We start from the raw sequence: 16,262 nt of genomic DNA on the forward strand, positions 1-16,262 counted from the left end.
AACTCCGCAGACAAAGCTTGGACACGACAAAAGTCAAGCCCGAGGTTATGGTCCGGGCGGAAAGATGACATTTGGTCCCTGCCCAGGAGCTTATCTGTGGCCGAAAGCCCGTACGCGTCTTTGCCCGATCATCGCTTCTGGCGCAAAGCGGTGGCGTCCATGCCGCCCTTCGCGCTCGACCCGATCGTTGCGACGCCCTTCAAGATCGCTAAGGAGGACAAGGTCGCGACGGCCGGCAGCTGCTTCGCGCAGGAGATCGCGCATCAACTGCAAAAAAGCGGCTACAACTACTATCTTTGCGAAGAACCGCCGGCGGGACTGTCTCCCGCTGAGGCGCGGGCGCGCAACTACGCCATGTATTCCTGCCGCTACGGCAATCTCTACACGACGACCCAGCTGCTGCAGCTCTTGCGCCGCGCCTATGGAGAGTATCAGCCGCAGCTCGACATATGGCGAGACGACGACGGCCGCTACGTCGATCCATTCCGGCCGCGCATCGAGCCTCAGGGCTATGAGACCGTGGAGGAGATGCGAGCCGATCGCGAGCGTCACCTCGCCGCCGTCCGCAAGATGGTGGAGACGATGGACGTGTTCGTCTTCACCTTCGGGCTGACGGAATGCTGGCGCCACCGGCCGGACGGCGCCGTGCTGCAGCTCGCGCCGGGCGTCGCCGGCGGCGTGTTCGATCCCGAGCTCTACGAGTTTTGGAACATGGGCGTCGCCGAGGTCGTGCGCGACTTCCTCGCTTCGGTCGACATTATCCAGTCGCGCAATCCCGGCGTGCGAATCATCTTGAGCGTGTCCCCGGTCTCGATCATCGCGACCGGCGAGGACCGGCATGTGCTCGTCTCGAATTCGGCCTCGAAGGCCATTCTGCGCGCCGCCGCGGACGAGGTGGTGCGCGCCCGCGCCAATATCGCCTATTTTCCCTCCTACGACCTCGTCACCGCCGCTCCCAACGCGGCGCGCTTCTATGGGGACGACACCCGTCGCATCAATCATCTCGGGGTCGAGCGCACGATGCAGATCTTCTTCCAGCACTTCATGGAGCCCTCCGAGGCGCCCTCTCGGGCGGTCGCGGTGGCGAAGCTTGATCTCGCTGCGGAAGCCCGAAGCGCTTCCCGCATCATCTGCGACGAGGAGGCGATTGACGCGGCCTAGCGCGGCGGCGCATAGCTCGATGCTGACGGTCGCGCATGTGAAGGGAAGCAAGCCATGATTACCGGCTCACTCGCGCTCGCCGCCGCCGGCGGTCTCGTTGGCGCGGCTTTTTATGTCAATTACGTCGAGCAGCCGGCGCGCCTTGCGCTCGACGACGAGGCGCTGGCCAAGGAATGGGAGCCTTCCGACCATCGGGGCTTCGTGGTCCTGGCGGGGCTCGCGCTGCTCTCGGCGCTTTTCGGATTCGCCACCTATCGCGAGCTCGACGACATACGCTGGCTGTTCGGCGCCCTCGTCGTTATCGCGAGCTGGCCTTACACTTATGTCGCGATCGTGCCGCTCAACAATCGGATACTCGCGCTTATCGAGAGCGGCGCCGTGCATGAAGCGCGCGCCGTCATCAAGCTTTGGGGCCTGTTGGAGCTTGGATTGATCGGCATCGGGCTCGTGGGGGTGCTGATCTACGCCTGGGCTGCCGGCTAAAGAGAAGGGCCTGCGCGATGACTTATGATCTCGTCGTCATTGGCTCTGGCCCCGGCGGCTATGTTTGCGCGATTCGCGCCGCGCAGCTCGGTCTCAAGACCGCGGTCGTCGAGAAGCGGCCGACCTTTGGCGGCACCTGTCTCAATATTGGATGCATCCCTTCCAAGGCGCTGCTGCACGCCTCGCAGATGTTCGCCGAGGCCGGAAAGCTCGCCCCGTTCGGCGTCCTGGTCGAAAAGCCGCGGCTCGATCTCGCGGCGATGATGAAGCACAAGGACGACACCGTCGCGGCGAATGTGAACGGCGTCGCCTTCCTGTTCAAAAAGAACAAGGTCGCAAGCTTCATCGGCTCGGGACGGCTCATCGTCTCCAGGGAGGGCGCGCTCGCGGTCGAGGTTCAGGCCGCGGACGGAGCGAGGCAGACGCTCGAGACGAAAAACGTCGCGCTTGCGACGGGCTCGACGATTGCGCCGCTGCGCGACGCCTCCGGCGCTGAAATCAAGATTGACGAAGAGCGCGTGCTCTCCTCCACTGGCGCGCTCTCGATTCCCGAGGTTCCGCAAAGTCTCGTCATCGTCGGCGCGGGTGTGATCGGGCTGGAGATGGGATCGGTCTGGCGCAGGCTCGGCGCGCAAGTGACGGTCATCGAATATCTCGAACGGATCTTGCCGGGCTTCGACGCGGAGATCGCTCAGCGCTTCCAGAAAATCCTCGAGAAGCAAGGCTTCGTCTTCCGTCTCAAAACCAAGGTGACGAATGTGGCGCGGCAGGAGAAGGGTGTCGCCGTCTCCTATGCGGCGCTCGACGGCTCGGGCGAAGGAGGCATAACAGCCGACGCCGTGCTGATCGCGACCGGCCGGATTCCTTATTCGGAGGGACTGGGTCTCGAGGAGGCGGGCGTCGCGCTGGAGCGCGGGCGCGTCAAGATTGACGAAGGCTTCGCGACCAATGTCGCCGGGGTCTATGCGATCGGCGATCTCGTGCGGGGACCGATGCTCGCGCACAAGGCGGAAGAGGAGGGCGTGGCGCTCGCCGAAATCCTCGCGGGCCAGCATGGGCACGTCGATTATGGCGTGATCCCGAGCGTCGTCTACACGCATCCCGAGGTCGCCAGCGTCGGCATGACCGAGGAAGAGGCGCATGCCGCGGGGCGCGCCGTCAAGATCGGCAAGTTCCCCTTCAGCGCGAATGGGCGCGCGCGCGCCATGCGCGAGACGGACGGCTTCGTGAAGATCATCGCCGACGCGGCGACCGACCGCGTGCTCGGCGTTCATATGCTCGGCGCCATTACCGGCGAGCTCATCGCGGAGGCCGCCGTGCTGATGGGCTTCGGTGGATCGTCCGAGGACCTGGCGCGCATCTGCCACGCCCATCCGACGCTCTCGGAAGCGGTCAAGGAGGCGGCGCTCGCCGTCGACGGACGGGCGATCCATATCTGACGTGGCGGCGGCTTGGAGTTGCGCCGTTTGGCGCTCAAGCCGGCATATCCTGGTAATTCCCGTCCTTATCGATCAGCAAGGTGGGCGTTGTTCCAGGGCGCGCGATTTTCGCTAAATCCGGGATCTCGGTGAACGCGGCAACGATGTCGGCCAGTCGTTGGGGATCTTCGGGGTGTCCTTCCCGTATCCGAGGGTCGAGCGTGATGAACATTCCCTTCTCATTTTCGATGATCGAGTAGCTGACGTCCCATCCGCCGAGACCTCCGGCATAAACGGCCCGACCGGCGATCTCCCAGAATTGAGCGGGATGGAGACATTTTCCTCTGAGGAGTTCCCCATAGTTTTGATCGTACCACCATTCCAGGAAGCCGAAATCCTCGAACCCGACGATCAGCCCGACCGAGCCCATTTGCAAGGCGAGCGTCGTGGGCCACGAGATCGAGTCCCTATAGCCGTAATTTGGCGACGTTCGTCGTGAGTTTTTCAAATGGAATTTCAGTATCGAAAACGGTCTCTTTTCACTTGATACGACAACCCTTTTTCTAAATCCTTTCATGAGGAGCGATGTTAGTTTCAGATGCTCGAGCGCTTCGGATTTTAACCAGCCAGATGAAGCTTCCTTAGTAGAAAAATCCCATGTGTTGACGCCAATATAAATCAAACCATAAATTATTTTAGATGACCATAGGAAAATATCGGAATCGCTTATCTTCATAAAGCGCGCATACCCGCCTTTCACGCCGCATGATATCCTGTTCTCGACCTGTGACATAAGAACGTTGTTGCAATTCCGGCAGCAAGGCACGAGATCTTCTGTGGAGTCTATGTTTTTGGAAAGGAGTATGAATTCTCCGTTTGATTTTTCAATCTTGTCTCCCGGCCCCATGAAGTTTTTCTTGAGCCATTTCGGAAAGAGATCCTCTCTTGTAATCCTTGTTGTGTCAGAGTTGTCGCTCGTCAGAGGCTTTTCGCAGACGAAGCAATGCGTTCCTACTAGTGAAAGTACTGCATTTGAGCTTAATTGCCCGACTGTGCCGCCCACTTCAAGATCAACCTGACCATCGAAATCTTGGATCATGAAGACGCCAAGTTCCGGTTTCTCTGCAACTCTGGCCACTGCAGTGTCCTATCGACCGAATGCGTTACAAAAAGCGCCTGGCGCCCTGGCGGGCTAGATTTGAACTGTCGCCTCAACGCCCGGATGAGGTCAATGGTTCCCATCGGGTCTGGGGACGCTCCTGCTTCGCGAGCCCGAGGCGACATGAGGCGCCGTTTTTCTAGGCGCTTTTTCGTGAATTACAGGGGTAGGATGATCGTGCGCGGGCCGACGACGTGGGGGTATTCAGCGTCGGCTGCCTCAACCGGGCCGACATCGGGGCTGCGTTCCCAGGAAAGGAGCACTTGCCGAGCGTTGAAGCCTTCTTGCACCACCTCGACCAGCTTTTTTGTGTGAACGGCCGCGCCGCGGTCGCCATTGAGCAGGGAGACGATCGTTTGGTAGCGGGCGGCGGCGCCGTTCGCATCCCCTTGTTGCAAGCGCACGCGCTGGATGAGCCAGCGCCGGCCGGCGGCGGCCCCGCCAAACGGCAATACGAGCATGAGTTGGGCGGCGGCGTCGTCCCCGTTCGGATCTCGCTGAACGGCCGTCAACCAGAAATCGGCGCCGTGACGTTTCAGCTTGCACAGGACATCGATCGGCTTGTCGGCGGGATCGGGGCTGGCCTTCCACCACTGGATGAATTTCAACAGAGCGCCGGCGATCATCCCGCCGCCTCCGCCGACCGCGACGGAGCCCACCCAAACATTGATGACGTCCTGCAGTTGATAAGCTTTAAGATAATCATGCCGATCCCCGCGCCATTGTGTCACCACGGGGTAGATCTCGGCTGCCACGAAGGACAGTATCACCGAGACGACGAGTAGGAACGGATTTTTCCAATCGACAGGAGCGCGTCCAGAATACCAGGAAAATGACGCGATAAACGTTAGAATTATCAGTGCTCCTGGCAGAAGCAAGAGCGAGCCGACGTTGAGGAATTGCAACGCATCCGAGACGCCGCGAACTTCAACGTTGATTTTGGCTTGCGCCGTTGCCGGAGCCCACTGCGGCGATTGGTTCGAGAAACCAGCGTTGAAGCCGATCACCAAGGTATACGTCCCAGGGACGACGCCCTCCTTTTTGGTCGTAATATGCAGCGGCGTCGCAAGTCTGCCGCCGGGCGGAATTTCGCTCATCGAGGGAGGCGGTTGCTTGGGATCGAACTCGACATAATTGGCAGGCGCGAGCAGCGCGATGTTCTTGATGTGGGCTGTCTGCCGAGTCGGGTTGTCGATCTCCAGCACCACATCGAGCGGGGTTTTTTCTTCCACCGATCCGTCCGGCGGCGCCACGGCTGCCTTCAACGCGGTCACGGAGGCGGGTGAAGGCGCCGAAATCGTGGTGGTCGTTGCGGTCACGATCGGCGTATTCGTGGCGCCTGCAGTGGCGTATGTGAGCTGTATCACCAATTTTGCCGGAACCGGCGCGGTCTCGCCGCCGGTCACCTCGAGAATCCAAAACAGGTCTCCGGCAGAAGGCAGCGGTGGATTCTGGATGATTTTCGCGGTTAAGCCCGTCACCGGAATGAAGCTGAGAGAGGCCGAGGCGATGGTTGACCTCTTGGAGTTCTTGGCGAGCACGAGCAATCGTCCATGCGCCGGCTGTCCAGCATCCAGCGCAAGCTCGCTCGGCTGAACCTCGAGCTCGAGCGGCGACCCATCCGCGGCCGATGCGCCCTGCGGTCGTTTTCCTTCGGCGATTGAAACGCCGATTGTGATCAGTAATGTGAAACCTATGAGGAGCACGACCGCGCGCAGACGGAGGACAACCGCGCTGGCGCGGCGCATCATTGAATTCCCCCAACTCCGATGGCCGCCGCCAGGCGGTTGACCGTTCCCTTCGCAGGCTCGATCTGCCTGTGTAAGCAAAGTTGGTCGTAGGTGTCCCTGCCCATCGCATGGATTTGCTTGATTTTTTCGACCAACCGCCTCGCATAGGGTTCGACGCGCGGCGCCATCGCGCCCTTGGCCTCTTCCAGCGCGGCGAGCGTAGCGTCGACGCCGCTCAACAGACTGGCGACCTGCATCGTCGCCAGCGTGATATTGCGGTGCAGGCAACCCAATGTATGCGTGGTTCCGCGATCCGCTCGCGCCTTGTCCGGGCGCCAAATGAGTCGCCCTTTCGGAAGCGAGATCACGGCGCTGTCTTTCGCGGGGCCGCTAGCCGCGGCGTTTCCGCCGACAGCGGAGATCGCGGCTTCCAGCATCAGACGGTCCGAGGCGGCTGCATTCCGGGGCTGCTCTGGTCGCGCGCTGACGACGGTCAAAACGCAAAACGGATCGGGCTGGAAGCCCGACTCGATGTCGCCGAATGCTTCGTTGCGAAGGAGATCCAGGCAAGCCCGTGACATCCCGGCAAGCTTGATATGCTGCGAGTGTCCGTCCGACCAAACGACGTCGGAGGCCTGGGCCAGAAAATCGCTCGCCGCAGCCTTCAGCCCGGTTGGGTCGTAATCACCGCGAAACCACACCGTAGCGGTCAGAGCGACCCCATGCGGAAAGTACCAGGCTTCGACGAAACTACGTTCGGGCCGTTCGAAGCTTAGAAGCGATTCCCTCCGTCGCAGCGGTACAATCGCTCTCCAGGCCTTTTGCCCTCTCTGGTCGCGCGGCGTGTTGATGAGTTCGGCGACCACGTATTTGGTCCAGTAACTGTTCTTGTCCGGAAACAATTTCCCTCGGCGCCTTGGCCAGGGCACAACAAACCCGGAGTGGCTGTCGGACTCGAGCAGCTGATCGAAAAGCGTCGCGTAGGGACCGGCCTGGATACAGGAACCCATCGTCCCTTGATCTTGCCTCCCCAGCGCCTGCCGAGCGCCCTCAACCCAAATGCAGCTCAAACGAAAGTCTGACACTCTCATTGGCGGTTCCAATGCCCGTGGATATCGACTATAATGTAAGCTTCTGGGTATGTGTAGCTCGATAGAGCTCCCGCAAGGGGATGCCGTACCTTGGGGATGGATCGGGTCCTTCCCCGCTCAAATCGTGAAGTTGCTTGCGGTCCGCGCCGGTTGGGAAATGGGATTCTTACCGGAAAGCGACGTCGATTGGGCTGAAGGCGCATCGCGCAGCGCAAGACCCGGCGCCTCTGTAGAAGCGCCGGCGCCGTTAGGCGGCGGGCCAATCCCGTCGACGGGGTTGGCCTAAACCTTCCCGCGCTCCGTCTTGTTGAAATTGGAGAGATCGCCTTCGCGCGCCGCCCTTTGCCGCCAGGAGCGGGCGATCGCCGGATATTTGATCTCGTTGCAGATCTTGGCGATCTGCTGCGTCAGCCGCGCGCTCCCGCAGGAAGGACATTGCGGCGTTTCGCTGGCGCGGACCAAGAGCTCGCTCTCGGCCTGGCAGTCTTCGCAGACGTAAGAATAAAGCGGCATTGCAGTCCTGATCTCTGGTTGTGACGCTGGCTGCGCGCTCGACCGCTCGCAAAATTTGCGCCACCGCGCCCATTTTAAGTCACCATCTTCGGGCAGGGATAGGGGAAATGCTGCAGCCTCGAGGCGCCGGAACCGGCTTCTCGCCCGCAGCGCGTTCCAACCTTGTGGAATCGATCATCTTGTCCGCGTTTGAGCGAAATCGCTTCAAGCGCGGCGTGATCTAAAGGAGATCCCGTGACCGACATGGCGAGCCTACAACCCGGCCTGCGCGAAGGCCAGCCAGACGCGGCCGCGCCTGCGCGAACGAGCGTCGTCGCCGCCGTGGCCACGACCATTCGCCGCGCGGCCGGCATTTTCGAGCCGCTGCGCATCGTGGTCGTCAACGCGCTGGTGATCCTCGCCGTCTTTGTTGGCGGCTATACGATCTACAAGCTCGCCGCGAAGACAAGCTTCGTCGTGAAAGATATCTCCGTTCCCGCCGCCTTGCAGGAGCAGGGCATCACCGGAAACGTGATCGCGCAGCAGATTCTCGATCACATCTCTGAGATCGATGCGGCCGCGGGCTCGCGCAAGCAGAAGGCTCAGATCTCGGGACTCGACTTCCAGAGCACGATGCCGACCATCAATCTGCCTGTGGGCGGCTTCAACATGGGCACGATCGTATCCGAGGTGCGTCGTCTTCTTGGCTACACCGAGACCGTTATCACGGGCGAAGTCTTCATCGAGGAGCCGAAGGACAAGGACCAGCCCGCCAAATACGGGCTGCGGCTGCGCATCGCCGGCGAGGGGCCGATCTACAAATCCGAGACGCCGGAGCCGGACGTCCAGCGTCTCATCGCGGCGGCGGCCGAACGGATCATGCACAAGTTCGATCCGATCAACCTCGGCTATTTCTATTATCGCCAGAAGGACTACGACAAGGCCGGAGAGACCGCCGATTTCGCGCTCGCGAGCGCGAACGCCGACAATTATCCCTGGGCCTACACAATGCGTGGTCTCATCGCCCGCGACCGCGGCAAAGTGAGCGAAGCGGCGCGCGACTTCCACCAGGTGGTCTCGCTCGACCCCAATTTCGGGATGGGTCACGTCAATCTTTCCGGGATCCTGCGTCTCGATGGCCAGTTGGACGCGGCCGAAACCGCCGCGCGCAGGGCAATCGATCTCATGCCCAAGCAGCACGAAGGCTATGCGGCTCTCGCGCTCGTTCTGCTCGATCGCGGGGATCGCGACAAGGCGCTCGCCGAGATGGACAAGGGCGTCGAGGTCGATTCCCAGGAGGCGCAGAGCCATCTGGCGCAAGGCGCGCTGCGCCAGAGCGTGGAGCATTACGAGGAGGCCATCGCCTCCTATCAAACTTCCGCCAAGCTTCGACCTGCGGCCGCACCGCTCATCGGCGCGGCGAACGCCTCCACGCATCTCAACCGACAGGAGGAAGCGCTGAGTTTCCTGCAGCGCGCGACCCAGGCCGAGCCCAAGAGCGTCGACGCCTGGCTCGCGCTTGGCGCTGCGACGCGACAACTCCACGACTGGAAGACCGCCGAAGCCGCGTTTGAAAAAGCGCAGGCGTTGGCGCCGGCGTCACCCACTCCGGTCGTGGAGCTCGCGGGTCTCTACGCCGCACAGAAGCGCTACGCCGCCGCCGAGGCGCTTTATACGAAACGCGAACGGTTCTTCCGCCACAACGCGGAGTTCCTCATCGGCTGGTCGCGTCTTTATTTTGAGCAAGGCAAAAAAGACGAGGCGAAGGACAAATTGCTGGACGCCGAGATCGAGGCGATGTTCGACGCAAAGGCGCTAGAGGGCGTGGCGCGCGAGCTCGAGGCGCGCGGAGAAATCGCTGAGGCCGTCGCCACATATCAGAAGATCGTCGGCCTTGATCTGCGCATGGGACCGATATTGGCGCCTCAGATCGAGAAGCTCACGGCGCGGCTCGAGCCCAAGACGCCCGAGCCCGTCGCCGCGCCGGCGTCGCCCGCCAAGGCCGAGCGCGCGCCGCCCGGCGCGGCAGCTCCGTCGAAGACTCGGCAGGCGCAGCACGCGCCGCAAGGCGACGCCCTCAAACGAGGCAATCCCTGAGCAGAAAGTGCGTCGCAAGCCGCCGCCGCTTTCGAGCGGGCCTGCGTTTGGGTATATGCGAGCTTGAGACCACGATAATTCACACAGGAGAATGCTCCGATGACCGCTGCCGCCTCTACGACCTCCTCAAAGCTCATCCGGGGCGCGACCGGCGACTGGGAGGTCGTTATCGGCATGGAGATCCACGCTCAGGTGACGAGCCGCGCCAAGCTCTTCTCGGGGGCGAGCGCGGAATATGGCGGCGAGCCCAATGATCATGTCTCGCTCGTCGATGCGGCGATGCCGGGCATGCTGCCGGTCATTAACGAGGAGTGCGTCGCGCAGGCGGTTCGCACCGGGCTCGGGCTGAAAGCCAAGATCAACCTGCGCTCGGTCTTCGACCGCAAGAATTACTTCTATCCAGACCTGCCGCAGGGCTATCAGATCTCGCAGTACAAGAATCCGGTCGTGGGCGAGGGCGAGGTCGTCGTCGACGTGTCTCCGAGCGAGCGCATCACCGTGGGCGTCGAGCGTCTTCACCTCGAGCAGGACGCGGGGAAGTCTTTGCACGAGCTCTCTGCGAGCGAGAGCCACGTCGACCTGAACCGCGCCGGGGTCGCCCTGATGGAGATCGTCTCCAAGCCGGACATGCGCTCCGCGGAGGAGGCGAGGGCCTATGTCTCGAAGCTCAGGACGATCCTGCGCTACATCGGCTCTTGCGACGGCAACATGGAAGAGGGCTCGCTCAGGGCGGATGTGAACGTCTCGGTGCGGCGGCCGGGCGAGCCGCTCGGCACGCGGTGCGAGATCAAGAACGTCAATTCGATCCGTTTCATCGGGCAGGCGATCGACGTCGAGGCGCGCCGGCAGATCGGCGTTCTCGAGGATGGGGGCTCGATCCGCCAGGAGACGCGGCTGTTCGATCCTGGCAAGGGCGAGACTCGCGCCATGCGCTCGAAAGAGGAAGCGCACGACTACCGCTATTTCCCCGATCCCGACTTGCTGCCGCTCGAGTTCGATCAGGCCTATGTCGACGCCTTGGCCGAGGGATTGCCCGAGCTCCCCGATGCGAAGCGCGCGCGCTTCATCTCGGATTACGGTCTCACGCCTTATGACGCCGGCGTGCTGGTCATGGAGCGCGCCAGCGCCGATTTTTTCGAGGCGGCGGCGAAGGGTCGCGACGCCAAGCTCGTCGCCAATTGGGTCATCAACGAGCTCTTCGGGCGCCTCAACAAGGAGGGGCTCGACGTCCAGCAGTCGCCCGTCTCCGCGCCGGCGCTCGGCAAGATCGTCGATCTCATCTCCAACGAGACGATCTCCGGCAAGATCGCCAAGGATCTCTTCGAGATCGTCTGGACGGAAGGCGGCGATCCGGAAGCGATCGTCGAGGCGCGCGGCTTGCGCCAGGTCACGGATACGGGCGCGATCGAAGCAGCGATCGACGCGGTGATCGCCGCGCATCCCGACAAGGTGGCGCAGGCGCTGGCCAAGCCGACGATGCTCGGATGGTTCGTCGGCCAGGTGATGAAAGCCACTGGCGGCAAGGCCAATCCTCAGTCCGTGAACGAGCTGCTAAAAGCCAAGCTCGGCCTCTGAGCCGAGCGTTTCTCCCGCCGAAACGAATCAGTTTTCGACGCGCGTTGCGCGATTCCAACCGCGCACGCGAACGTCGCGTCCAGTTTTTTTTACGTCTCGATGCGTCGTCGACAGATTTTTTTTGCGTTCTACGCGCGTCTCGGACGCCCGCTTGCCGACAGCGTCGCTGCGCGCTTCATCGAGACGATCGAGGCCGTCGTTGAAAGGCTCGAACGACACTGACATCGTGGTGAGGCGGCGTGCAGGATGCGTCGACGAGTCTAGCCCGCGCGTCGGCGATGCGCGCGCCGTGCGATTTCATAGACGAGAAGAATCAAAGCATTGAGTTGCGTCGCGATCGGTCGCGCGCGCTGCGGAAGCTCCGGCTCGTCGCAACGTCGACGCTCTCTTCGATGCGTCGCGATGCGCGCGCTCAGCGATTTCATCGGTCTGCGTGACGCCTTCGTCGGCCCGCTTGCTGCGCCTTTCGCGCCTCCTTTGATCGCGTCATTGAGAGCGTCGCGAGCGCTCTCAATGCGCATTGCGATGATGAATCGCGTGGTTCGCCTCTTGCACGCGTGCTTAAGCACGCTACGCTAGCAACACCAGTTGTCGGTCGATTGTGTTCCGGCAATTTGGATGAAGGGGACCCATTATGGCGAGAGCAACCACCAAGCGTAGGCCGGCCAAGAAAGCGGCCGCCAAGAAGGGTGCGCGGAAGGGTGCGCGTAAGTCGGCGACCAAGAAGGCCGGCGCGAAGAAGGCTGGCGCGAAGAAGGCTGGCGCGAAGAAGGCCGGCGCAAAGAAGGGCGCACGCAAAGGCGTTCGCAAGGCCGGCGCGCGCAAGGTCGCTCGCAAGACGACGACTCGCAAGACCGCCACCAAGAAGCGCGGCGTCCGCAAGGCCGTGGCAAAGAAGGGGACGCGGAAGGCCAGCGTCAAAAAGGTCGCTCGCAAGACGGCGACTCGCAAGGTCGCGACCAAGAAGCGCGTCGCCCGCAAGCCGAAGGAAGTCCCGTCGGTTCCTCCGATTTCGACGCCGGAGTCCATTTGAACGGAACGCGCCGACGCTTCGTGCAGGCTTTGCCTCGCGACCTATGCGAAGCGACGGCGGGCCGGCTTTGCCCGAGCCTGCGCTGGCGCGCGCTCGGGCGAGAGCTCTGCTAAAGGCGCTTTCAGCGCTTGAGACCCAGTGGCGCTTTTAGCGTTTGAGACATTGAGCGCCGAAGTCTCGCCATAGCGGCATGGGATCGCGCGCCTCGAGCTTCAACTTCGACCATTCGATCGCGCAGGCGCGCATTTTCTCCCGCGACGCCTCGGGCAGACGCGGCGGCGGCGTCGCCGTGTCCGGCGGCGGCAGCGAGGCGAGCGGCGCTTTCTCTACCTTCTCCTCGCGCTTGGATCCGGCTCCAGCCTGCGCACCGCTATCTGTGGCTTTGGCGGGCGAAGTCGCTGACCTATTGAAGGGAGCAGGCGTCGCGTTCTGCGCCTTCTCCTGAACTTCTTTCTTGCGAGATTTTTTCGCCGTCGGGACTTTCGGCGAGGAAGGCGTAGAGTCCGCCTCGTTAGCGAAGACCCGCGCGTTCGGCGTCAAAAGACAGATCGCGACCGCTGCGCAGAGCGCCAGCGTCCCGGGAAGGAGTCGGAGCGAGCGACGCGTCCAGCATCCCGGTCGCGCCGCGGAGGAGAAGCGCGTCGCTGTCAGTGGCCGCGTTGCGAGCATGACGGGATCATAGCCGTCCGCGCGCCGTCGCGGCAACCCAAGCTTTCTTCGTGGCGTCAGAACATGGTAAATCGCGTTGCGTCCGGGCGATTCCGCCTGAACGCAGCGCGGTCTGGAGCCGCGGCGGAGATGAGCCCATGAGTTCCCGGGAGAATGCGCGTCGAGCGCCGAGCCTCGATCTCGTTTCCCGTCCTCGGCGCAATCGACGGGCCGAATGGGTGCGTCGTCTGGTGCGCGAGACGACGCTCGAAGTGTCCGATCTGATCCTGCCGCTCTTCGTCGTCGAGGGCCGAGAGCAGGAAGAGGCGATCTCCTCCATGCCGGGAACGCGCCGGCTGTCGATCGATCTCGCGGTGCGGACAGCTGAACGCGCCGCCGCGCTCGGCATTCCCGCCATTGCGCTGTTTCCCAATATCGATGCGGCTTTGCGCGACGACGGCGGCTCCAACGCCTTCGATCCCGAAAATCTCGTTTGCCGCGCCTGTCGCGCCATCAAATCCGAAGTCCCTGCGATCGGCGTCATCACCGACGTGGCGCTCGATCCCTATACGAGCCACGGCCATGACGGCCTCTTGCAGGATGACGAGATCGTCAATGACGCGAGCGTCGCGGCTCTGGTTCGCCAGGCGCTCAATCAGGCGCGGGCCGGCGCCGACGTGATCGCGCCCTCCGACATGATGGACGGGCGCATCGGAGCCATTCGCTCGGCGCTTGACGCCGAAGGCTTCACGGACGTCCTGATCCTGACCTATGCCGCGAAATACGCCTCGGCTTTCTATGGTCCGTTTCGCGACGCCGTCGGCACGACTAAGACACTGATTGGCGACAAGCGCACATATCAAATGGATCCGGCCAACGCGAAGGAGGCGCTGCGCGAGGTCGCTCTCGATCTCGAGCAGGGCGCCGACATGGTGATGGTGAAGCCGGGCCTTCCCTATCTCGACGTGATCGCCAAGGTCGCCGAGACCTTCGAGGTCCCCACCTTCGCCTACCAGGTGTCGGGGGAATATGCGATGCTCGCCGCCGCCAGCGCCAACGGCTGGATCGACGGCGACCGCGCGATGCTGGAGAGCCTCTTGGCTTTCAAGCGCGCGGGCGCCTGCGGCGTCTTCACCTATTTCGCGCTGCGCGCGGCTGAACTCCTAAGAGCAAGCGCCTGATTTGCTGGCGCGATGACGAACCAGGTCGTCGGGAATTGGCTTTCTGGCGACGCTAACCTTGTAGAATGGACCGCATTTTCCGCCTTCAGGCGACCCTGCCTGAGCGCTGCGCGATCTCGACCGGCTCCATCCGACTCACGGGCGCGCCAGCAAAGGCGCGCGGCAGCGTCACTCTGGCGATGAGCCCGCGCGGCTGGCGGTCGATGAGCTCCAAGCGGCCGCCGAGCTCCCGGACGAGCGAGCGCACGATCGAGAGGCCGAGCCCGAAGCCGCTGCGGTCCGTCACGGTGCGGGCGGGCTCGCCGCGCACGAAGGGCTCGAGCACGCGCGCTTTCTCCGCGTCTGGGATGCCGGGACCGTCGTCGGTGACATCCACTTGCACGAGCTTCACCGAGGGCTGGCTCAGCGTGACCACGACCTCTTGGGCGTGGGAGACGGCGTTCTCGACGAGATTGGTGAAAACGCGCTGCAATTCGGTGAGCGAGCCCAGGATGATCTGGTGATGGCCGCCGTTGTAGCTCACCTTGTGGCCGAGATCGGCGAACTGGTCGCACACCGTCTGCAGCACGCTGTCGAGGTCAATGGGGCCTCGATCGGGGCTCGGGCCGCCGTCGCGCAGCGCCTGAAGATTCTTCAGGAGCATCGAGTCCATCAGATCGGCGTCGGCGAGCATCTTCGACTTCAATCCTTCGTCGCCGATGAATTCCGAGCGGAGCTTGATCCTTGTCAGGATCGTGCGCAGATCATGGCTGATCGCCGCCAGCGCCTGGCTGCGCGCCGCAATCATCGCCTCGATGCGCCGCTGCATCCGATTGACCGCGCGCGTCAGATCGCGGACCTCGCGCGGGCCCGCCTCCGCGAGGGGCGGCATGGCGCCGCTCTCGTCGGGAAAGCGCTCAGCCTCGCGCGCGAGCCGCACCAAAGGCGCGACGACCGCCGATGAGATCCATACCGTCAGCAGCGTGACGCTCAGCAGGAAGAACAGCGCCATCCGTTGCACGCGCAGGGGCCAGGGCCCTCCGGCGCCTGGCGGTCGACGCCGCAATTCGGCGGCGGCGATGAGATAGTCGCCCTGGCGCAGCGCGACAACGACGTCGTGCTCACCCCTGGCGTTGGTCTCCTGTGCGAGATAAACGCGGGCGCCCGGCCAGAGCCGCGTCGCGAATTCGGAGAGATCGTCCCGGAAATTCGCGTCACGCCATTCGGCCGGCGGCGCCATGACGATCCGTAGACTCGACCAGTGCGCGGTTTTCGCGAGGGTTTGGAGGGCTTCCTCGCGGCGCTCGGGCGGCGCAAGATCGACGGCGAGGATCGCGCTGGAGAGCACCTCATAGACAGTAGGAAAGGGCAGTCGCCCGTTCCGCGTCTCCAGAGTCTGCAGGCCCGTAAGCACAAATTGGAAGAGCACCAGCGCCACGAGGATGAGCATTGCGATCTGCCCCGCGAGCCGGTCGGGGCAGAGACGTCGCAGGTAGCAGATCATGCCCTGGTCACTTGCGTCGAGAACAGGTACCCCTCTGACCGCACCGTCTGGATGAGCCGGGGATTCTTGGCCTCGGTCTCGATCTTCTGGCGCAGCCGGCTGATGAGCGTGTCGATGCTGCGTTCAAAGGGACCTTCGCTCGGGCCATGGGTTAGGCCGATGAGCTGGTCGCGCGACAGCACGCGGTTGGGATGCTCGCACAAGGCGTGCAGCAGATCGAACTCCGCCCCGGTCAGAGCGACCTTCGCGCCGTCGGGAGCGCTCAGGTCGCGCGCGGCAAGATCGAGAGTCCAGCCGGAGAAGCGATAGATCTGACGCAAGGAGGGGACCGGCTCGGCTGACGAGGTCCGTCGCAGGATCGAGCGGACGCGAGCCAATAGCTCGCGCGGATTGAAGGGCTTGGTCAGATAATCGTCCGCGCCCATTTCGAGTCCGAGGATCTTGTCCACGTCCTCGGCCCGCGCGGTCACCATAATGATCGGGACGTTGCGGTCGACGCGCAGCCTACGGCAGATGGAAAGGCCGTCCTCGCCGGGGAGGTTCAGATCGAGGATGATCAGATCGAAGCTGCGCGAGGAGAGGGCCGCGTCCATTTGCGCGCCGTCGCAGACATGGGAGACGTCGATGTCGTTGGAGGAAAAATAGCGCGAGATCAACGCGCCGATTTCCTTGTCGTCTTCGACGAGCAGGACGCCCGGACCGGTGTTCATA

General features: G+C 63.0%; 14 protein-coding genes. 7 read left to right on the top strand and 7 right to left on the bottom strand.

The annotated features are described in order from the left end of the window. Window positions 1-96: 96 nt before the first annotated feature. From QMG80_RS10405 to lpdA, 3 genes are read left to right on the top strand one after another with little or no spacing between them, the layout of a single operon-like run. On the top strand, window positions 97-1,161 hold the full coding sequence (locus QMG80_RS10405) for a GSCFA domain-containing protein (protein WP_085772763.1): 1,065 nt from the start codon (window positions 97-99) through the stop codon (window positions 1,159-1,161). Between the two features lie 54 nt (window positions 1,162-1,215). Next, on the top strand, window positions 1,216-1,644 hold the full coding sequence (locus tag QMG80_RS10410; protein WP_085772764.1) for an anthrone oxygenase family protein: 429 nt from the start codon (window positions 1,216-1,218) through the stop codon (window positions 1,642-1,644). Between the two features lie 17 nt (window positions 1,645-1,661). After that, entirely contained in the window at window positions 1,662-3,083 is a 1,422-nt protein-coding gene (gene lpdA, locus QMG80_RS10415) for a dihydrolipoyl dehydrogenase (RefSeq protein WP_085772765.1), read from the top strand. A 34-nt stretch (window positions 3,084-3,117) separates the two neighbouring features. Here the strand turns inward: lpdA and QMG80_RS10420 are convergent, their stop codons facing one another. The 4 genes from QMG80_RS10420 to QMG80_RS10435 all read right to left on the bottom strand — a co-directional run bounded on the left by QMG80_RS10420 (window position 3,118) and on the right by QMG80_RS10435 (window position 7,555). After that, complete coding sequence (locus QMG80_RS10420) at window positions 3,118-4,200, bottom strand: hypothetical protein (RefSeq protein ID WP_158658840.1); 1,083 nt, start codon at window positions 4,198-4,200, stop codon at window positions 3,118-3,120. A 179-nt stretch (window positions 4,201-4,379) separates the two neighbouring features. Then, the gene (locus tag QMG80_RS10425) at window positions 4,380-5,762 is read right to left on the bottom strand and encodes a hypothetical protein (protein ID WP_158658841.1); all 1,383 of its coding nucleotides are present in this window, start codon (window positions 5,760-5,762) and stop codon (window positions 4,380-4,382) included. A gap of 206 nt (window positions 5,763-5,968) precedes the next feature. Further along, window positions 5,969-6,961, bottom strand: coding sequence for a hypothetical protein (locus QMG80_RS10430; RefSeq protein WP_085772768.1), 993 nt, complete (start codon window positions 6,959-6,961; stop codon window positions 5,969-5,971). A 363-nt stretch (window positions 6,962-7,324) separates the two neighbouring features. Further along, entirely contained in the window at window positions 7,325-7,555 is a 231-nt protein-coding gene (locus QMG80_RS10435) for an FmdB family zinc ribbon protein (protein WP_085772769.1), read from the bottom strand. 243 nt (window positions 7,556-7,798) lie between these two features. On the opposite strand from QMG80_RS10435, the gene QMG80_RS10440 reads away from it, so the two are divergent. From QMG80_RS10440 to QMG80_RS10450, 3 genes are all read left to right on the top strand, one after another. Continuing rightward, window positions 7,799-9,631, top strand: a complete 1,833-nt coding sequence (locus QMG80_RS10440; protein WP_085772770.1) for a tetratricopeptide repeat protein — start codon at window positions 7,799-7,801, stop codon at window positions 9,629-9,631. 99 nt (window positions 9,632-9,730) lie between these two features. After that, the gene (gene gatB, locus QMG80_RS10445) at window positions 9,731-11,206 is read left to right on the top strand and encodes an Asp-tRNA(Asn)/Glu-tRNA(Gln) amidotransferase subunit GatB (protein ID WP_085772771.1); all 1,476 of its coding nucleotides are present in this window, start codon (window positions 9,731-9,733) and stop codon (window positions 11,204-11,206) included. Window positions 11,207-11,840: 634 nt separating this feature from the next. Then, on the top strand, window positions 11,841-12,239 hold the full coding sequence (locus QMG80_RS10450) for a hypothetical protein (protein ID WP_085772774.1): 399 nt from the start codon (window positions 11,841-11,843) through the stop codon (window positions 12,237-12,239). Between the two features lie 147 nt (window positions 12,240-12,386). On the opposite strand, the gene QMG80_RS10455 is transcribed toward QMG80_RS10450, so the two are convergent. Continuing rightward, window positions 12,387-12,944 (bottom strand): hypothetical protein, encoded by a 558-nt coding sequence (locus tag QMG80_RS10455; RefSeq protein WP_085772775.1) that lies wholly within the window; start codon window positions 12,942-12,944, stop codon window positions 12,387-12,389. Window positions 12,945-13,045: 101 nt separating this feature from the next. On the opposite strand from QMG80_RS10455, the gene hemB reads away from it, so the two are divergent. Then, on the top strand, window positions 13,046-14,068 hold the full coding sequence (gene hemB, locus QMG80_RS10460) for a porphobilinogen synthase (protein ID WP_085772776.1): 1,023 nt from the start codon (window positions 13,046-13,048) through the stop codon (window positions 14,066-14,068). Between the two features lie 85 nt (window positions 14,069-14,153). Here hemB and QMG80_RS10465 read toward each other — a convergent pair whose 3' ends face one another. Together QMG80_RS10465 and QMG80_RS10470 are read right to left on the bottom strand one after the other, a co-directional pair. After that, on the bottom strand, window positions 14,154-15,551 hold the full coding sequence (locus QMG80_RS10465; protein WP_085772777.1) for an ATP-binding protein: 1,398 nt from the start codon (window positions 15,549-15,551) through the stop codon (window positions 14,154-14,156). Then, window positions 15,548-16,261 (bottom strand): response regulator, encoded by a 714-nt coding sequence (locus tag QMG80_RS10470; protein ID WP_085772778.1) that lies wholly within the window; start codon window positions 16,259-16,261, stop codon window positions 15,548-15,550. The genes QMG80_RS10465 and QMG80_RS10470 overlap by 4 nt, the downstream gene beginning before the upstream one ends. Between the last annotated feature and the right edge of the window lies 1 nt (window position 16,262).

The sequence above is a fragment of the Methylocystis bryophila genome, from assembly GCF_027925445.1.
GTDB lineage: Bacteria > Pseudomonadota > Alphaproteobacteria > Rhizobiales > Beijerinckiaceae > Methylocystis > Methylocystis bryophila.

Bases quoted from the DNA above. Each gene is read 5' to 3' on its own strand.
- QMG80_RS10440 (WP_085772770.1), top strand. From the start codon at position 7,799: ATGGCGAGCCTACAACCCGGCCTGCGCGAAGGCCAGCCAGACGCGGCC.
- QMG80_RS10435 (WP_085772769.1), bottom strand. From the start codon at position 7,555: ATGCCGCTTTATTCTTACGTCTGCGAAGACTGCCAGGCCGAGAGCGAG.
- QMG80_RS10470 (WP_085772778.1), bottom strand. From the start codon at position 16,261: ATGAACACCGGTCCGGGCGTCCTGCTCGTCGAAGACGACAAGGAAATC.
- QMG80_RS10450 (WP_085772774.1), top strand. From the start codon at position 11,841: ATGGCGAGAGCAACCACCAAGCGTAGGCCGGCCAAGAAAGCGGCCGCC.
- QMG80_RS10410 (WP_085772764.1), top strand. From the start codon at position 1,216: ATGATTACCGGCTCACTCGCGCTCGCCGCCGCCGGCGGTCTCGTTGGC.
- hemB (WP_085772776.1), top strand. From the start codon at position 13,046: ATGAGTTCCCGGGAGAATGCGCGTCGAGCGCCGAGCCTCGATCTCGTT.
- QMG80_RS10430 (WP_085772768.1), bottom strand. From the start codon at position 6,961: ATGGGTTCCTGTATCCAGGCCGGTCCCTACGCGACGCTTTTCGATCAG.
- gatB (WP_085772771.1), top strand. From the start codon at position 9,731: ATGACCGCTGCCGCCTCTACGACCTCCTCAAAGCTCATCCGGGGCGCG.
- lpdA (WP_085772765.1), top strand. From the start codon at position 1,662: ATGACTTATGATCTCGTCGTCATTGGCTCTGGCCCCGGCGGCTATGTT.
- QMG80_RS10465 (WP_085772777.1), bottom strand. From the start codon at position 15,551: ATGATCTGCTACCTGCGACGTCTCTGCCCCGACCGGCTCGCGGGGCAG.